The following is a 17,368-nucleotide window of genomic DNA, read 5'->3' on the forward strand; positions in this document are numbered from 1 at the left end:
GTTGCGCCAGACCGGGTTACATCGCGCATCATGGGCACTTTCAAGCTCAAGGGTAACGTCCATGCGCGTTCTGTCATTGATGATGGGCCTCACGACGCTGGCCGCCAGTACGGTGTTCTGCGCCAGCGCGATGGCGAATGAAGAAAGTCAGTTGGTACAACAGATCAACCAATACCGCAGCCAGGTGCAGCGCTGCGGTGACCAGGGTTCCCAGGAACTGCCACCGTTGGCCAGCGACACGCGGCTGGTGCTCCCGGCCAACAACGTCGGCGATTTGCAGCAGGCCCTGGCCCGCGCCGCTTACCCGATGGTGAATGTGCAGGCCATCAGCCTGTCCGGCCCCAAGGATGCCCAGGCCGCCATGAAGGCCGTGCGCGAAAGCTTCTGCCGGGTGGTGCTGGACCCGCAATTCGTCGACATCGGCGTGAGCAACAGCGGCCAGGACTGGCGCATCGTGCTGGCCCGCCCGCTGCTATCGAGCGGCCTGGGCGACTGGCAAACCGAAGGCAGGAAACTGCTGGACCTGATCAACACCGCCCGCGTCCAACCCCGCCAATGCGGCGCCCAGGCATTCAGCGCAACCACGCCGCTGTCGTGGAACGACACCCTGGCCAGCGCCGCCAACAGCCATACCCGAAACATGGCCAACGGCAACTTCTTCGACCACCTGGACCACGACGGCCGCACCCCTGGCGACCGCGCCGAACTGGCCGGGTACATCGCGAAGAACATCGGCGAAAATATTGCCGCCGGCCTGGATACCCCACGCAAAGTCGTCGATGGCTGGCTCGCCAGCCCCGGTCACTGCGCCAACCTGATGAACCCGCAATTTCGTGAACTGGGCGCCGCGTATGCGATGGACCCCAAGAGCGATGCGGGCATCTACTGGACCGGTCTGTTCGGCACGCAATAACGGGCTGGGCCAACACCCGGCGGGCGGCCCGGCCTGCTCAAACGCATAGAGCAGCCAGCCGCCCGCTCGCGGATATTCGCGCTGAACTGACAGCGTCGGCACGGGTCTGTAGCTTTGCGCCGGGCATTCAAGCGCGCTGTGGATTCTGGTTAAAGGTGTTCTCCCAATGATGAATTGGCTGCAAAGCAGCAGCGAAATGGCTGAACGCGTGCGTCAGCATGATTGGGCCGGTACGCCCCTGGGGCCGCTGGAGCAGTGGCCGGATGTGCTCAAAACCACCGTGGCACTGTGTTTCGCTTCGAGCTTTCCCCAGGCGATTGTCTGGGGGCCGCAGTTGATCACGCTGTACAACGACGCCTTTACGCCAATCCTCGGTAACAAACCCTACGCACTCGGGCGCCCCTTCAGCGAAGTGTGGAGCGAGGCATGGGCTGAGATCAGCCCCATTTGCGACGCTGCCTTCCAAGGCCACGCCACGTATATCGAGAATTTCCCGCTGGTGATCGAACGCGGCCAGGCGCAGGAGCAGGCGTACTTCACCTTCTGCTACAGCCCGATCCGCGACCCACAGGGCGCCGTGGTGGGCATGCTTGATACGGTGACCGAAACCACCGCCACCGTATTCCTCACCCGGCGCCTGGCGGTGCTCGATGCCATCGGTCACGCCGTGGTCAATGCCGCCGATGCCGAAGCCATCATGGCCAGCACCACCCGTCTGCTGGCCGAACACCTGCGCGTGAGCAACTGCGCCTACGCCGACATGGACGCCGACGAGGACGGCTTCACCATCCGCGACAATTGGGCTGCCCCAGGTTCGCCGAACATCGTTGGGCGCTACAGCCTGGCAGCGTTCGGGGAACGCGCCGTGACCAGCCTGAAGGCCGGCGAACCGCTGGTGATCCAGGACAACCTGCGCGAATTGCCTGCCGCGGAATCTGCCAGCTTCCGGGCCCTGGGCGTCAGCGCCACCCTCTGCATGCCGCTGATCAAAAACGGCCGCCTGACCGCCTTGATGGCTGTACACAACCACTCACCTCGGACCTGGTCACCTTACGACCTGGCCTTGCTGCGCGAGGTCACCGAGCGTTCCTGGGCGCATATCGAGCGGGTGCGCGCCGACGCCGACGTGCGCCAAGGCCTGGCCGCCTTTGCCGAACTGAACAGGACCCTGGAACAGCGCGTGCAAGAGCGCACCGTTGCGTTGGCCCAGGCCGAAGCCGCGTTGCGCCAGTCGCAGAAACTTGAAGCCATCGGTCAATTGACCGGTGGCGTGGCCCATGACTTCAACAACCTGCTGACAATCATTCGCTCATCGGTGGACTTTTTGCGCCAGCCGGGCCTGCCCGAAGATCGGCGCCAACGCTACATGAGTGCGGTGTCCGACACGGTGGAGCGGGCCAGTAAATTGACCAGCCAACTGCTCGCCTTTGCCCGCCGCCAACCGCTCAACCCGGAAGTCTTCGACGTGGGCCAGCAGGTGCGGAATATCGGCGAGATGCTCGAAAGCGTCACCGGGGCGCGCATTCACGTACAGGTCGAGCTGCCCTCGCATGCCTGCTTCGCACGGGTCGATTCCAGCCAATTTGAAACCGCGCTGATCAACATGGCCCTCAATGCCCGCGATGCCATGGGCGGCCAGGGCACGCTGACGTTGCGGGTCGTCGGCGGGCAGCCGCTGCCGAGCATCCGTGGCGATGCGGGGGCCGGCCAGCCGTATATCGCCGTCTCGCTGGCCGATACCGGCCAAGGCATTGCGCCGCAAACCATCGAGCGCATATTCGAGCCGTTCTTTACCACCAAGGCCGTGGGCAAAGGTACCGGGCTGGGCCTGTCCCAGGTGTTCGGCTTTGCCAAGCAGTCCGGCGGCAATATCGACGTGGCCAGCACTCTCGGCGAAGGCAGCGTGTTCACGTTGTACCTGCCGCAGGTAGAAGCGCTGGCATCGCGACATGCCATCCCGCAGGAGCCCCCGGCGCCCGCCCACAATACCGCCCAGTGCCGCGTGTTGATCGTGGAGGACAACCTCGAAGTCGGGCGGTTTGCCACCCAGATTCTGCAAGACCTGGGCTACCAGACCACCTGGGCCACGGATGGCGAGCAGGCGCTGACCCTCGCGGGCCAGGATGCCATGGCGTTCGATGTGGTCTTCTCGGATGTGGTAATGCCCGGCATCACCGGCGTGGCCATGGCCAAACTGCTGCGCCGGCGCCGTGCCGACCTGCCCGTGGTGCTCACCTCGGGCTACAGCGAAGAGCTGGCCGACAGCGGCTACGAAGGGTTCGAGTTTCTCGCCAAACCGTACTCCGCCGAGCAGGTCTCGCGGGTGTTGACCAAGGCCATCTGCAAGGACTGAACGGCGCCCTACTCCGCCAGTGCCACTTGGTTGCGGCCTTGGGCCTTGGCCCGGTACAGCGCCTTGTCCGCCGTATTCATCAAGCCGTGCAGGTCTTGATCCAACGCATTGGCGAAGGCCACTCCCAAACTGGCGCTGAGCCCATGCACCGGGTCGCAGGCCAGGCCGGAGATGGCCTTGACCAGTTGTTCGGCAATCTCCCGCGCGGTTTCCAAGGTGGTGTTGGGCAACAGCACGGCAAACTCTTCGCCCCCCAGGCGGCCGTACACATCGGCCTTGCGGAACGATGCGCTGATCACCCCGCCAATCTGGCGCAGCACCTGGTCACCGGCCTGGTGCCCGTAGGTATCGTTGATCTGCTTGAAATGGTCCATGTCCATCATCAACGCACACAAGGGTTGCTGGTGATGGCGGCACTGTGCGTACAACAGGTGCGCATGTTCGAAAAACGCGCGGCGATTCATCAAGCCGGTCAGCTCGTCGGTTTGGGCCGCACGCGTGGAAATATTGTGGGCACGCTCCATTTGCCGGGTCAGGCGAAAGGCTTTTTCCAGGGCATCGGAGAGTTTGCGTGTAGCGCTGACCACAAACGTGCTGAACACCAACACCGCGATCGCTACCCCCACCTGCATCGAGGACGGCTGGAACAGCAGCCACACCGTACAGGGCAGCAGCACCAGCGCAATCGACAACAGCGTCATGTTGCGATAGGCCGAATAGCACGAGACCGCGCTCACCGACATGCCCACGGTGAACAGCATCACCAGCACTTGGGACAAACGGTCATCGGCGGGCATCACCGCAAACGCGCCGGCGCCCCAGATACTGGCCGAGAGCGTCAGGGTGATCCAGTAGCGGCGCTCCCAGCGGTCCGGCGTGCGTTCGCTGTTGGGGCAGCGAAACCAGTCCATGAACATCTTGATCCGCAGCATCGACGAGGCCGTCAGCAGCACCAACCAGCCCAGCATGACGGTGTGGTCGAAGCGATCCCAGCACAGCCAGCAGAGCATCGCTGCCGCCAGATAACTGCCGAAAATGGCCGCAAATGACTGCCGAAACAGTTGGTGCAGACGGTCGGTGCGCACCTGCTCTTCTATAAAGCAATCCTGGTCCTGCTCACGCCCAAGGCCATTCATGAAATTCGCCTGATTCGACTGCCGCGACAAAGGTGCCATTGTGGCACCCTGCCAGCACCGCGGACAACCGAATCCCTCACAGCAGAGCCTTCAACGCGCTTCAGGCCGCAGAATCAATACCCCCAGCGGCGGCAAGTTCAGCGACAACGACACCGGCTGACCATGGCGCGGCTCGTCCTGGGTGAACACTTCGCCACCGTTGCCGAAATTGGAGCCGGCATAGGTGTCCGCATCACTGTTGATCACCTCGCTCCAGCGCCCGGCAAACGGCACACCCACGGCGTAGGCTTCGCGCGGCACCGGGGTGAAGTTGGCCACCACCAGTACCGGCTTGCCGTCCTTGCTCCAGCGCAGCCAGGCATAGACGCTGTTGATCGCGTCATCGCCGATCAGCCACTGGAAGCCCTGGGGCGCATCGTCCTGTTCGTGCAACGCAGGCTCCTCGCGGTACAGGCGGTTCAAGTCACCCACCAGTTTTTGCACGCCCTGGTGTTCCTGGTACTGCAACAGGTACCAATCCAGCTGCTGGTCGTGGTTCCACTCACGCCACTGGCCGAACTCGCAGCCCATGAACAGCAGCTTCTTGCCGGGGTGCATCCACATGAACGCCAGGTAGGCACGCAGGTTGGCAAACTTCTGCCAGCGGTCGCCCGGCATCTTGTCGATCAGCGAGTGCTTGCCGTGCACCACTTCATCGTGGGAGATCGGCAGGATAAAGCGCTCGGACCAGGCATAGACCAGGCCGAAGCTCAGCTCGTTATGGTGATGGGCGCGGTACACCGGGTCGTGCTGGATGTAATGCAGGGAGTCGTGCATCCAGCCCATGTTCCATTTGTAATTGAACCCCAGGCCGCCCTGTTGGGTGGGCTGGCTCACGCCGGGCCAGGCCGTGGACTCCTCGGCGATCACCAGCGCACCGGGGGCCTCCAGCGCCACGACGTCGTTCAAGTGCCGCAGAAAATCGATGGCTTCCAGATTCTCGCGCCCGCCATGACGGTTGGGCACCCATTCGCCGGCCTTGCGCGAATAGTCGCGATACAGCATCGAGGCCACCGCATCAACGCGCAGGCCGTCGACGTGGAAGTGCTTGAGCCAGTGCAACGCCGAAGCCAGCATAAAGCCGTGCACCTCGGTGCGGCCCAGGTTGTAGATCAGCGTGTCCCAGTCCTGGTGAAAGCCTTCCAGCGGGTTGGCGTATTCGTACAGCGCGGTGCCGTCGAACTGCGCCAGGCCGTGGGTATCGGTAGGGAAATGCGCCGGCACCCAGTCGAGGATCACGCCGATATCGGCCTGGTGCAGCGCGTTGACGAAATACGCGAAATCTTCCGGCGAGCCAAAACGCGCGCTCGGGGCAAACTGCGACAACGCTTGATAGCCCCACGAGCCGCCAAACGGGTGCTCCATGATCGGCATCAGTTCGATATGGGTGAAGCCCAGTTGCTGCACATAGGGAACAAGCCGTTCGGCCAGCTCGCGCCAGCCATATTGCCGGGCCACTTCACCGGCCTCATCCAGCTCGCACTGCCAGGAACCGACGTGCAATTCATAGATCGACAGCGGCGCCGTGGACTTCTGTTTTTCGCCGCGTGACTGCATCCATTCGTGGTCTTGCCAGTCCACCCGCAAAGGCGGCGCGACTTTCGACGCGGTGTCCGGCGGCAGCTGGGTGGCCAGCGCCATGGGGTCGGCCTTGAGCGGCAGGATGCCGTTGGCGCCGAGGATCTCGTATTTGTAAGCCGCACCCGGTTGCAGGCGCGGGATAAAGATTTCCCACACGCCGGAGGGATGGCGCAGGCGCATCGGGTGGCGGCGACCGTCCCAGATATTGAAGTCGCCCACCACCGACACGCGCCGCGCATTCGGTGCCCACACGGCAAAACGCACCCCGTCCACACCATCGACGTTAGCCACCTGGGCGCCCAGGCAACTGCTGAGGTCGCGATGGTTGCCTTCGGCAAACAGGTACAGGTCCATCTCGCCCAGCAGCAACTGACTGAAACTGTACGGGTCTTCGGTGATCTGCTCGCCACCGGCCCACTGGATCTTCAGCAGGTACGCCTGGCGATGGTTGAAGTGCCCGACAAACAAACCCGGCACCTGGGTGGCATCCAGGCTGCCGATCGGCTCACCACTGTCGCGCGCCAGTACGTGAACGCTCAGGGCCTCCGGCAGGAACGCGCGGATAAATTGCCCGCCCTGCTCATCATCGTGCGGCCCGAGAATAGAGAACGGGTCATGGTGCTCGGCGCGCACCAGCGCATCGACGTCCCTGGACGCCGGCATTGCCGTCAGCTTGGGCTGCAGCGGTTCTTTATATGTAAAACTCATGACGTCTCCCCACCGCGTGCATGCTTGGATTTAGGTAACAACTCGCTCAACAGGTTATGCAGGCCCTGTAACGGCACCGGCAACCAGGTCGGGCGATTTTCCGCCTCGTAGGCCACTTCGTACGCGGCCTTCTCCAGGCTAAACAACGTCAGCGCGGCGTCCTGGCCTTTGGCATCCTGCCAGTCATGCGCCAGTGTAGACGTAGCCGCCTGATAAGCCTGGATAAATGCCAGGCGTGCTTCTTTCAGGTAGCGATCAGTCACGCGCTTGCGTGCCTGGTCGGCCTGTTCGGAGTGATCCACGCCCTGCTCATTGAGGGCCATGGCCGCCGCGTAATCGAACGAGCGCAGTACACCGCTCACGTCTTTGTACGGGCTGTGCTTGCCGCGACGCTCATGCAGCGGCCTGGCCGGCTCGCCTTCGAAGTCGATCAGGTAAGCATCACCCTTCACCACCAACACCTGGCCCAGATGCAAATCACCGTGAACGCGAATACGCAGCCCGCCCAAAGTGGCCTTGGCCAACGCCTGGACGTGCTCGCGGATGGCTTTTTTGTGCGCCAACAAATCAGTGACCAACGCCTGATCCGCCGGGTTCAATTGGTTTTGCTGCAGCTTGAGCAGATGCAGGGCGCGGTCGATCTGGGCACCGACATCCTTGCTCCAGGCTTGGGTGTCCTTGGCGGTCGTGACCTCAGGCTGGAAGTCCTTGTTGGCGGTTTTCGCCCCGAGCACCAGGTGCATCTCGCCCAGGCGCCGGCCGAGCAGGCCGGCAAAGTCCGCCAGTTCGCCCAGCGCGTTGTAGTGCTGTTCCTGCTCGGAAATGGCCTCGGCCAGTTCGTCGCGAATCGCGCGTTCGAGGTTGTTCTGGGTCCAGCTCCAGGCGTCGCCCTGGTTGCTCAGGTAGCCCTGGGCGATCATCAGCAGGTTGTCTTCGCCATTGCCATCGCGACGGATCACGGCGCCCATCAGCGGCGAGATATTCGGGTAATCGGCGGCGGTCAGGTAGGCGCTCATCTCCAGCTCCGGGTGTACGCCGGCACTGACCTTGCGGATCAACTTGAGTACCAGGCACTCCCCCACCACCACCGAGCTGTTGGACTGCTCGGCCGACAAATAGCGCACCGGCGTTTCGTCGCTCAGTGGCAGCTCGGCCAAGTGGGGCGTGGCCTCAAAGCGCAGGTCGCCGTCGCTGGAATTCAACACCGTGCCGGCTTGCAGGCCCTGGATCACCGCGCGCACAAAGTGCTCCAGGCTGAAGGCGTCGGTCACCAGCCCTACCTGGCGCGTACGCCGCACGCGGGCCAGGGCCAGTTGTTGGGGCAAGGCGCTGGTGAACTGGTCTTCAGCCAGGAAACCGAACGGCAACTGGTAACGACTGACCTGCCCGGCGGCGCTCACCTCCAGCTCGCTGAGCAACACCGGATGCTGCGGGTCGCCAAACCGTACGCCGTAGACAATGCGGACGCTGTCGATGGCCACGTCCTTGCCGGCAAACCAACGCCGCTTGGGCAGCCAGGCCGGCAACGACGTTTGCTCAAGGGTGGTGCGGCCAGGTTCTTCAAGCAGTTCTTCCATGCGTTTTTTCAATACCAGAGTGGTGAAATCGGGAATGCTTTGCGCCGGCTCCACATGCCAGCTGGGCATACGGTTTTCCGCCGCCAGTACAAACCAGTAGAAGCCGTACGGCGCCAGGGTCAGCAGGAAATTCAGTTGGCCGATCGGTGGGAAGGCGTTACCGCCGAGCATCTCCACCGGCACCATGCCGGCGAACGCCGACAGGTCCAACTCAGCCGCCTGGGCACTGCGGGACACGTTGGCCACGCACAGGATGATCTCGGTGTGCCCATCCTCGCCGGTGTACTCACGGGTATACGCCAGGATGCGGCGGTTGGTCGGCGAGAGCATTTTCAAGCTGCCACGGCCGAATGCCTTGGATTGCTTGCGCACCGCCAGCATGCGTCGGTTCCAGTTGAGCAGCGAATGTGGGTCTTGGGTCTGGGTCTCGACGTTGACCGACAGGTAGCCGTAGAGCGGGTCCATGATCGGCGGCAGCACCAGGCTGGCCGGGTCGGCGCGGGAGAACCCGCCGTTGCGGTCGATGGACCACTGCATGGGCGTGCGCACGCCATCACGGTCGCCCAGGTAGATATTGTCGCCCATGCCGATTTCATCGCCGTAATACAGGGTCGGCGTGCCCGGCATCGACAGCAGCAGGCTGTTGAGCAACTCCACGCGGCGGCGGTCGCGCTCCAGCAAGGGCGCCAGGCGCCGGCGAATCCCCAGGTTGATCCGCGCGCGGCGGTCGGCGGCGTAGTAATTCCACAGGTAATCGCGCTCTTTGTCGGTGACCATTTCCAGGGTCAGTTCATCGTGGTTGCGCAGGAAAATCGCCCATTGACAGTTAGCGGGGATCTCCGGCGTTTGCCGCAGGATATCGGTGATCGGGAAGCGATCTTCCTGGGCCAGCGCCATGTACATGCGCGGCATCAGCGGGAAGTGGAAGGCCATGTGGCATTCGTCGCCGTCGTCGCCCTTGCGATCGCCGAAATACAGCTGTGTGTCTTCGGGCCACTGGTTGGCTTCGGCGAGCAGCATGCGGTCCGGGTAATTGGCGTCGATCTCGGCACGGATCTGCTTGAGCACGTCGTGGGTTTCGGCCAGGTTTTCGTTGTTGGTGCCGTCGCGCTCGATCAGGTACGGAATGGCGTCCAGGCGCAGGCCGTCAATGCCCATGTCCAACCAGTAGCGCATCACCGACAGCACGGCCTTCATGACTTGCGGGTTATCGAAATTGAGGTCGGGCTGGTGGGAATAGAAACGGTGCCAGAAGTACTGGCCGGCGACCGGGTCCCAGGTCCAGTTGGACTTTTCGGTATCGAGGAAGATGATGCGGGTGCCGTCGTATTTCTGGTCGTCATCGGACCACACGTAGAAGTCCCGCGCGGCCGAGCCGGGCTTGGCCTTGCGCGCGCGCTGGAACCAGGGGTGCTGGTCGGACGTGTGGTTGATCACCAGCTCGGTGATCACCCGCAGCCCGCGTTTGTGGGCTTCGGCAATAAAGCGCTTGGCATCGGCGAGGGTCCCGTAGTCGCTGTGCACGCCGCGATATTCGGCAATGTCGTAGCCGTCATCGCGACGGGGCGAGGGGTAGAACGGCAGCAGCCAGATGGTGTTCACGCCCAGGTCGGCGATGTAGTCGAGCTTGGCGATCAGGCCGGGAAAGTCGCCGATGCCGTCGTTGTTGGAGTCGAAATAGGATTTGACGTGAACCTGGTAGATCACCGCGTCCTTGTACCAGAGCGGGTCTTTGATAAAGGTGGCAGCCTTGGGTTTCTTCGCCATTGGAAACTCCTGAAATTCAGCAGGCAGAATGCAGTCAATGTGGGAAGGGGCTTGCTCCCGCCCACATGTGATGTGCGCAAGACTCAGGAAGCAGTGATGCGCCAAACCCCAAACGGCATTTTCGGCTCCAGCCGCGTCCACTGGGTCTTGCCATACCACGTCCAGCGATGGCCGTTCATCAGGTCCTCGCCCTGGGTCTGGGCATCGTCCGGCAGGCCCATCTCCCACAGCGGCAGTTCAAAATGCGCCTCCTGGGCATTGAACGGGTCCAGGTTGACCGCCACCAGGATGAAGTTGCTGCCGTCCTCGCTGCGCTTGCCGAAGTACAGGATGTTGTCGTTCCACGCGTTGTACAGCTTGAGCCCCAGGTGCGTGTGCAATGCCGGGTTCTGCCGGCGGATGCGGTTGAGCTGGGCGATTTCGGCAATGATGTTGCCCGGCGCGGCGAAGTCCCGTGGGCGGATCTCGTATTTCTCCGAGTCCAGGTATTCCTCTTTGCCCGGTACCGGCGCGGCTTCGCACAATTCGAACCCTGAATACATGCCCCACAGGCCCGAGCCCAGGGTGGCCAGCGCGGCGCGGATCAAAAAGCCCGCGCGCCCGGACTCGTGCAGGAAGCCGGGGTTGATATCCGGTGTATTGACGAAGAAGTTCGGGCGGTAGCACTCACGCCACGGCGACTGGTTCAACTGGGTGAAATACTCGCTCAACTCAGCCTTGGTGTTGCGCCAGGTGAAATAGGTGTAGCTCTGGGAATAACCGACCTTGCCCAGACGCGCCATCATCGCCGGGGTGGTGAAGGCCTCGGCGAGGAAGATCACCTCCGGGTGCTTGGCGCGCACGTCGCTGATCAACCATTGCCAGAACGGCAGCGGCTTGGTGTGAGGGTTGTCGACGCGAAAGGTCTTCACGCCCTCTTCCACCCAGCCCACCACGATGTCGCGCAGTTCTGTCCATAAGCCCGGAATGGCATCGGCCGCGTAGAAATCGACGTTGACGATGTCCTGATACTTCTTGGGTGGGTTTTCCGCGTATTTGATCGTGCCGTCCGGACGCCAGTTGAACCAGCCCGGGTGCTGCTTGAGCCATGGATGGTCCTGGGAGCACTGGATGGCGAAGTCCAGGGCGATTTCCAGGCCATGCTCGGCGGCGGCTTTGACCAGTCGACGGAAGTCTTCGCGGCTGCCCAGTTGCGGGTGGATGGCCTCGTGGCCGCCCTCCTCGCTGCCAATCGCGTAAGGGCTGCCGGGATCGTCGGGGCCTGCGGTCAGCGCGTTGTTCTTGCCCTTGCGATGGCTGCGGCCGATGGGGTGGATCGGCGGGAAGTACAGCACGTCAAAGCCCATGTCGTGGATCATCGGCAGGCGCGCATGCACATCGTTGAAGGTGCCGTGGCGCGCGGGATCGTCGGTGATCGAGCGCGGAAACAGCTCGTACCAGCTGGCGAATTGCGCGCGTTCGCGCTCCACATCCACCGGGTACAGGGTGCTGACACTCAAGTAAGCGCGGTGGTCGGCCTGGGTCATCAGGTGTGCACTGTCTTCGTGCAGGAACAGCGCGACCTGCTCGGTTTCCAGCAGGCCGGAGAGTTCATGGTGCAGCAACATCAGGCGGTCGCGCAGTTCATTGTCACTGCGCTCGGCGGCCTGCAATACCAGGCTGCGGCCTTCCTGCAACTCCAGGCTGACCGGCACGCCGGCCTCATGCTTTTTGCGCAGTTCATAGCAAAAGCTGGCGAAGGTATCGATCCAGGCTTCGATGCAATACTCGTGCGGCCCAACGGCGGTGACGGTAAACGCGCCCTCCCAGCCATTGTTACCCACGTCAGTCATCACCACGCTGTGCCAGCTCTCGTCCTTGAGCGCACGCCAGCGGACCAGTACGGCGAGCTTGTCGTGGCCGTCGGCGAACACCTTGCTGGTGACGTTGACCCGTTGGCCAACCACGGCCTTGACGGCAAATTCGCCGCCGTCGATCACCGGCATGGTGCTTTCGATTGCGATCCTGGGCAGCAACAGCGCCTGGGACAGCGGTAACAAGGCGTCGTCTGGAACCTGTGTTTCAGCAGTCATCGAGCATCTTCCCCTTACGCCCTATGGACGCTCTTTGCTTGATCCGAATTGTTCAACCGGCCGCGTTTTCCCTGAACGGGCCGCTATAGGTCCGAGCGCGAGCGCCAGTCAAAAGTTCAGGTGAATGTGCCGCCACTGAGCGGGAATCAAACCTGCCCCGTGGTTGTCCACCGCTAGAGCAAAGCACAAAGGAGGCCACACCGATGAATATCCCGATCCCGGCTGAGACGCCTGACCCGAATATCGATAACCCGACACTGCCGCCCACCGAACCCGAGCCGATCCCCGAGAAAGAACCTCCGGAAAACCCGTCGCCACCGGTGCAAGAGCCGCCGACGACCATGCCGCCAGTGATCGTCAGTCCTTGTCCAGCCGCTTGACGATCATCGGCATCACGCTGAACACCGCAAGCGCCAACAAGGTGCTGAGCACCGCCGTCGATTCACGGCCCAACCCCGCCGCCACACCAATGGCGGCGGTCATCCATAAGCCGGCGGCAGTGGTCAGCCCCTTTACGTGTTGACCTTCTTCATCTTCCTTGCCTTTAAGAATGGTGCCAGCGCCCAGAAAGCCGATCCCGGCAATCACCCCCTGTACGACTCGGCTCATGGCATCCGCCTGGTTGCCCGACATCTGCGGCACCATCACAAACAATGCGGCGCCCATTGCCACCAGCATATGGGTGCGCACGCCGGCGGCCTTGCCCTTGTGCTCGCGTTCAAAGCCAAGAATGCCACCCAGCAAGGCGGCGATCAGCAAGCGTACGGTGATTTGCGTGAGCTGCCGGGCGTCGCCAAGGTCGGCAAATTCGGCCTGCAGCGTCAGCCACACTTCATGCCACCAAGCGTCCATCAGCATCGTCCTTTGTCATTGTTGGTAAAGCATGGACAGCCGCGACCGCCAGTCAGTTGCCTGGAACACCCGGCCCTGGGCGGGGGCCTAAGCATCACCACCCCATGAAAAGGAGATCACCATGCCCGTACGTATCGAAAATCAAACGTGCTATTTCACGGTCAACGACGACGGCCAGGAACAGCGCCTGCCGGCGACCGCGGTGACGGTGAATACGGACATCGCCAAGGCCATGTCCTATGTCGACGTGAACGGTGACAAGGTTTACATCACTGAGCAGCAAGCCGATGCCCTGACAGTGGCCGGTGCCACCGATGGGCGCCGGCATAAGAAAGCCACCGAGCCTGGTTCGGCGATTTAGCTGACCTGTATCAGCCTATGTTCACTATTGCTGTACCGCAGGCGGCCTGGGGTGCAGCAAGTTGTCACAGAGGGTGCCCACCGGCGCATCTGATCCGCTTTTAATCGCCATACCTGAGTCTGTTCTGCAAACAGACCGGCGCTCATAGTTGATTGGCCTGATGGAGGCTGATGAGCGAACGACCATGAGCGAACGAATCCCAACCGTGGAAACCTTTGAGCCCCTGCACCCAAAGAAGGTGAAGGCCAAACCCGGCGACAACTTGATCCATACCCGCAGCTTCACCGGCCTGTTCCGCACCTTGCGCGTGGCGGGTGCGGGCCTGCTGTTCCTGGCGTTTTTCGGCACCGTGTGGCTGAACTGGGGGGGACGCCAGGCCGTGCTGTGGGACTTGGCCGAGAGTAAATTCCACATTTTTGGGGCCACGTTCTGGCCCCAGGATTTCATCCTGCTGTCGGCGCTGCTGATCATCTGCGCGTTCGGCCTGTTTGCGATCACGGTGTTTGCCGGCCGTGTCTGGTGCGGCTACACCTGCCCGCAAAGCTCGTTCACCTGGCTGTTCATGTGGTGCGAGAAAGTCACCGAAGGCGAACGCAACCAACGCATCAAACTGCACGCCGCGCCCTGGAGCCTGAACAAGCTGGCGCGGCGCTCGGCCAAACACATCTTATGGCTGGGCATCAGCGTGCTGACCGGGCTGACGTTCGTCGGCTACTTCACACCGATTCGCCCGCTGGCGGGCGAATTGCTGACCTGGCAGTTGGGCGGCGTCAGCTTGTTTTGGGTGCTGTTTTTTACCGCGGCCACCTACATCAATGCCGGCTGGCTGCGTGAAGCGGTGTGCATGCACATGTGCCCGTATGCGCGGTTCCAGAGCGTGATGTTCGATAAAGACACCCTCACCATCTCCTACGACAGCGCCCGAGGCGAGCGCCGTGGCCCGCGCAAACGTGAAGTGATGCCGTCCGAGGTCGGCCTGGGTGATTGCATCGACTGCCAATTGTGCGTACAGGTGTGCCCCACCGGCATCGACATCCGCGACGGCATGCAAATGGAATGCATCGGTTGCGCGGCGTGCATCGATGCCTGTGATTCGATCATGGACAAAATGGGCTACGCCCGCGGCCTGGTGAGCTATACCAGCGAGCATCAGTTGCAAGGGGGCAAGACCCAACTGCTGCGACCGCGCCTGATCGGCTACAGTGCCGTGCTGCTGGTGATGATTGCCGCGCTGGTCGTGGCGTTGGTGGAGCGGCCGATGGTGTCGCTGGACGTGACCAAGGACCGGGGTCTGTTCCGGGAGAACGCCCAGGGCCTGATCGAGAACATCTACAGCCTCAAGGTCATCAACAAGACCCAACAACGCCAGGACTACCGCTTGGCGCTGGTGGAGGCCGAGGGGTTCCAACTGCAAGGCAACACCCGGATCAGCCTGGCGCCGGGGGAAATTGTGGATGTGCCGGTGTCGGTGGCGTTGCTGGCGGATACACCGGCGAGCAGTTCGCAGACTCTGCGGTTCAAGGTGACGGATGTGGATGAACCGTGGATCCATACGGCAGCCGAAAGCCGGTTTGTCGCACCGCTGAACCGCTGAAATTTATCTGGAGAAAGGCAGACTCATATGGGAGGGGGCTTGCTCCCGATAGCGGTGGGTCAGCACCGATTCTGCTGACGGTTACACCCTATCGGGAGCAAGCCCACTCCCACACTTTACCCTGTGTACCGACTGAAAAATCTGTTCAAGGCCACTCATGAAACGCTACGAAAAATTCGCCGACGACATCGCAGAACTGATCCGCTCCGGCGTCCTCGGGCCCGGCCAGCGCGTGCCGTCGGTGCGTTATGCCAGCCAGACCTACGGCGTCAGCCCGTCCACGGTGTTCCAGGCGTATTACCTGCTGGAGCGCCGAGGCCTGATCCGTGCGCGGCCGCGTTCCGGCTACTTCGTCAACACCCATGCGCCAAGCCCGTTTTCCGAGCCGGTGGTGAGCGAGCAGGTGCATGAGTCCACCGAGGTGGATGTGAGCGAGTTGGTGTTCTCGGTACTCGACTCGATCAAAGACCCCAACACCGTGCCGTTCGGCTCGGCGTTTCCCAGCCCTATGCTGTTCCCGCTGCCACGCCTGGCCCGCTCCCTGGCCAGCGCGAGCCGTGAAATGGACCCACGGCTGGTGGTCACCGACATGTCGCCCGGCAACCCGCAGCTGCGTCGGCAAATTGCCCTGCGCTATATGGTCGGTGGCCTGATGCTGCCGATGGAAGAACTGCTGATCACCAACGGTGCCCTGGAAGCGCTGAACCTGTGCCTGCAAGCCGTCACCGAACCCGGCGACCTGGTGGCCATCGAAGCCCCGGCGTTCTACGCCTGCCTGCAAGTACTGGAACGCTTGAAGCTCAAGGCGGTGGAGATCCCCGTGCACCCGCGCGACGGCATCGACCTTAACGCCTTGGCACAAACCCTGGAACGCTACCCGATCAAGGCCTGCTGGACCATGACCAGTTTCCAGAACCCCATGGGCGCCACCTTGCCGGAAGCCAAGAAACAGGCATTGGTGGAACTGCTGCGCAGCCATCAGGTACCGCTGATCGAGGACGATGTGTACGCCGAGCTGTATTACGGGCAACAGGCACCCAAGCCGGCCAAGGCCTTTGATACCGAGGGCCTGGTGATGCACTGCGGCTCGTTTGCCAAGAGCCTCGCGCCGGGTTATCGCGTCGGCTGGGTGGCGGCCGGGCGTTACGCGCAAAAGGTCGAGCGCCTGAAGTTGATGACCTCGTTATGCCCCTCGATGCCGGCCCAGGCCGCGATCGCCGACTACCTGCAACATGGCGGCTATGACCGGCACTTGCGCAAACTGCGCTATGCCCTGGAAGAACAACAAAGCGCCATGCTCGCCGCCATCGCCCGGTACTTCCCGGCGCAGACCCGCGTCAGCCAACCGGCCGGCGGCTATTTCCTATGGTTGGAATTGCCGGAACAGACCGACTCGCTGAAGTTATTCCAGATGGCCCTGGCCCAAGGCATCAGCATTGCGCCGGGCCCGATCTTTTCGGCGACCCGGCGCTTTCGCAATTGCATTCGTTTGAACTATGGCAGCCCATGGACCGAGGCGTCGGAGAAGGCGATGGAGACGCTGGGACGGATTGTGCGTTCGTTCTAATGGCCACCGGTGCAGGGCAAAAGCCAGGCGGCATGCCCTTGCACAGCGTTGGCTATCGACTCAACGGCCGCCGCCCAGGTCCAGAAAAGTACCGGTGGCATAAGAAGCCTTGTCCGACAACAACCAGATAATCGCCTCCGCCACTTCATCCGGTCGCCCGCCACGGGCCATGGGGATACCGGACTCCAGTTTGCTGACGCGGTCGGGGTCACCGCTCAGGGCATGGAAGTCGGTAAAGATATAGCCGGGGCGCACCGCATTCACGCGAATGCCCTCGCCCGCGACTTCCTTGGCCAAACCAATGGTGAAGGTATCGAGTGCGCCCTTGGAGGCCGCATAGTCGACGTATTCACCCGGCGAACCGAGGCGCGCCGCCACCGAAGACACGTTGACAATGCTACCGCCCTGCCCGCCATGCCTGGGCGACATGCGCAGTACCGCGTGCTTGGCACACAGGATCGGCCCCAGCACGTTGGTCTTCATGATTTTAAGGATGCGGAATTCAGACATCTCATCGACCCGCGATTTGTGGCCCACGGTGCCGGCATTGTTGACCAGTGCCGTGACGCGGCCCAATTCGGCGTCGACACGATGGAACAACGCAATCACTTCATCCTCGATGCTCACATCGGCGCGCACGGCAATCGCCTGGGCGCCAAGCGCACGAACCTGTTCGAGCACACGATGGGCGGCGTCTTCGTCCGATTGGAAGTTGATACAGATGCGATAGCCTTGGCGAGCGGCCAGTAACGCCGTCTCGGCGCCAATCCCCCGACTGCCCCCGGTGATGATGACGACTTTGTCCATGCGTGCGATCTCCTGATTCAACCTGGTGTGTATAGGATCGG

12 protein-coding genes are annotated in these 17,368 nt (G+C 62.4%); 6 read left to right on the forward strand and 6 right to left on the reverse strand.

Annotation, left to right across the window (positions count from 1 at the left end; translation table 11 throughout):
- Positions 1 to 61: 61 nt before the first annotated feature.
- Positions 62 to 913, forward strand: a complete 852-nt coding sequence (locus tag KSS96_RS15880) for a CAP domain-containing protein (protein WP_017528466.1) — start codon at positions 62 to 64, stop codon at positions 911 to 913.
- Positions 914 to 1,079: 166 nt separating this feature from the next.
- The gene (locus KSS96_RS15885; protein ID WP_135196797.1) at positions 1,080 to 3,266 is read left to right on the forward strand and encodes a GAF domain-containing protein; all 2,187 of its coding nucleotides are present in this window, start codon (positions 1,080 to 1,082) and stop codon (positions 3,264 to 3,266) included.
- Between the two features lie 8 nt (positions 3,267 to 3,274).
- On the opposite strand, the gene KSS96_RS15890 is transcribed toward KSS96_RS15885, so the two are convergent.
- The 4 genes from KSS96_RS15890 to KSS96_RS15905 form a co-directional block, all read right to left on the reverse strand.
- Positions 3,275 to 4,441, reverse strand: a complete 1,167-nt coding sequence (locus KSS96_RS15890; RefSeq protein WP_017528468.1) for a GGDEF domain-containing protein — start codon at positions 4,439 to 4,441, stop codon at positions 3,275 to 3,277.
- 51 nt (positions 4,442 to 4,492) lie between these two features.
- Complete coding sequence (glgB, locus tag KSS96_RS15895) at positions 4,493 to 6,730, reverse strand: 1,4-alpha-glucan branching protein GlgB (protein ID WP_217855070.1); 2,238 nt, start codon at positions 6,728 to 6,730, stop codon at positions 4,493 to 4,495.
- On the reverse strand, positions 6,727 to 10,074 hold the full coding sequence (treS, locus tag KSS96_RS15900) for a maltose alpha-D-glucosyltransferase (protein WP_217855072.1): 3,348 nt from the start codon (positions 10,072 to 10,074) through the stop codon (positions 6,727 to 6,729). The genes glgB and treS overlap by 4 nt, the downstream gene beginning before the upstream one ends.
- Before the next feature lie 83 nt (positions 10,075 to 10,157).
- Positions 10,158 to 12,146, reverse strand: coding sequence for an alpha-1,4-glucan--maltose-1-phosphate maltosyltransferase (locus KSS96_RS15905; RefSeq protein WP_217855074.1), 1,989 nt, complete (start codon positions 12,144 to 12,146; stop codon positions 10,158 to 10,160).
- Between the two features lie 203 nt (positions 12,147 to 12,349).
- Between KSS96_RS15905 and KSS96_RS15910 the strand changes: the two genes are divergently transcribed.
- Complete coding sequence (locus KSS96_RS15910) at positions 12,350 to 12,526, forward strand: hypothetical protein (RefSeq protein ID WP_178084527.1); 177 nt, start codon at positions 12,350 to 12,352, stop codon at positions 12,524 to 12,526.
- Here KSS96_RS15910 and KSS96_RS15915 read toward each other — a convergent pair.
- Positions 12,504 to 12,998 carry an MgtC/SapB family protein gene (locus KSS96_RS15915; protein ID WP_017528472.1) on the reverse strand — a complete coding sequence of 165 codons (495 nt, stop codon included), beginning with the start codon at positions 12,996 to 12,998 and terminating at the stop codon, positions 12,504 to 12,506. The genes KSS96_RS15910 and KSS96_RS15915 overlap by 23 nt on opposite strands.
- 121 nt (positions 12,999 to 13,119) lie before the next feature.
- Between KSS96_RS15915 and KSS96_RS15920 the strand changes: the two genes are divergently transcribed.
- From KSS96_RS15920 to mapR, 3 genes are all read left to right on the forward strand, one after another.
- A complete protein-coding gene (locus tag KSS96_RS15920; RefSeq protein ID WP_017528473.1) occupies positions 13,120 to 13,359 on the forward strand; it encodes a DUF3203 family protein in 240 nt (79 codons plus the stop codon).
- A gap of 184 nt (positions 13,360 to 13,543) precedes the next feature.
- Positions 13,544 to 14,953, forward strand: a complete 1,410-nt coding sequence (gene ccoG, locus KSS96_RS15925; protein ID WP_217855076.1) for a cytochrome c oxidase accessory protein CcoG — start codon at positions 13,544 to 13,546, stop codon at positions 14,951 to 14,953.
- Positions 14,954 to 15,110: 157 nt separating this feature from the next.
- Complete coding sequence (mapR, locus tag KSS96_RS15930; protein ID WP_017528474.1) at positions 15,111 to 16,520, forward strand: GntR family transcriptional regulator MpaR; 1,410 nt, start codon at positions 15,111 to 15,113, stop codon at positions 16,518 to 16,520.
- A 60-nt stretch (positions 16,521 to 16,580) separates the two neighbouring features.
- Here the strand turns inward: mapR and KSS96_RS15935 are convergent, their stop codons facing one another.
- The gene (locus KSS96_RS15935; RefSeq protein ID WP_017528475.1) at positions 16,581 to 17,327 is read right to left on the reverse strand and encodes an SDR family oxidoreductase; all 747 of its coding nucleotides are present in this window, start codon (positions 17,325 to 17,327) and stop codon (positions 16,581 to 16,583) included.
- Positions 17,328 to 17,368: the final 41 nt, after the last annotated feature.

The sequence above is a fragment of the Pseudomonas asgharzadehiana genome, assembly GCF_019139815.1.
Taxonomy (GTDB): Bacteria; Pseudomonadota; Gammaproteobacteria; order Pseudomonadales; family Pseudomonadaceae; genus Aquipseudomonas; species Aquipseudomonas asgharzadehiana.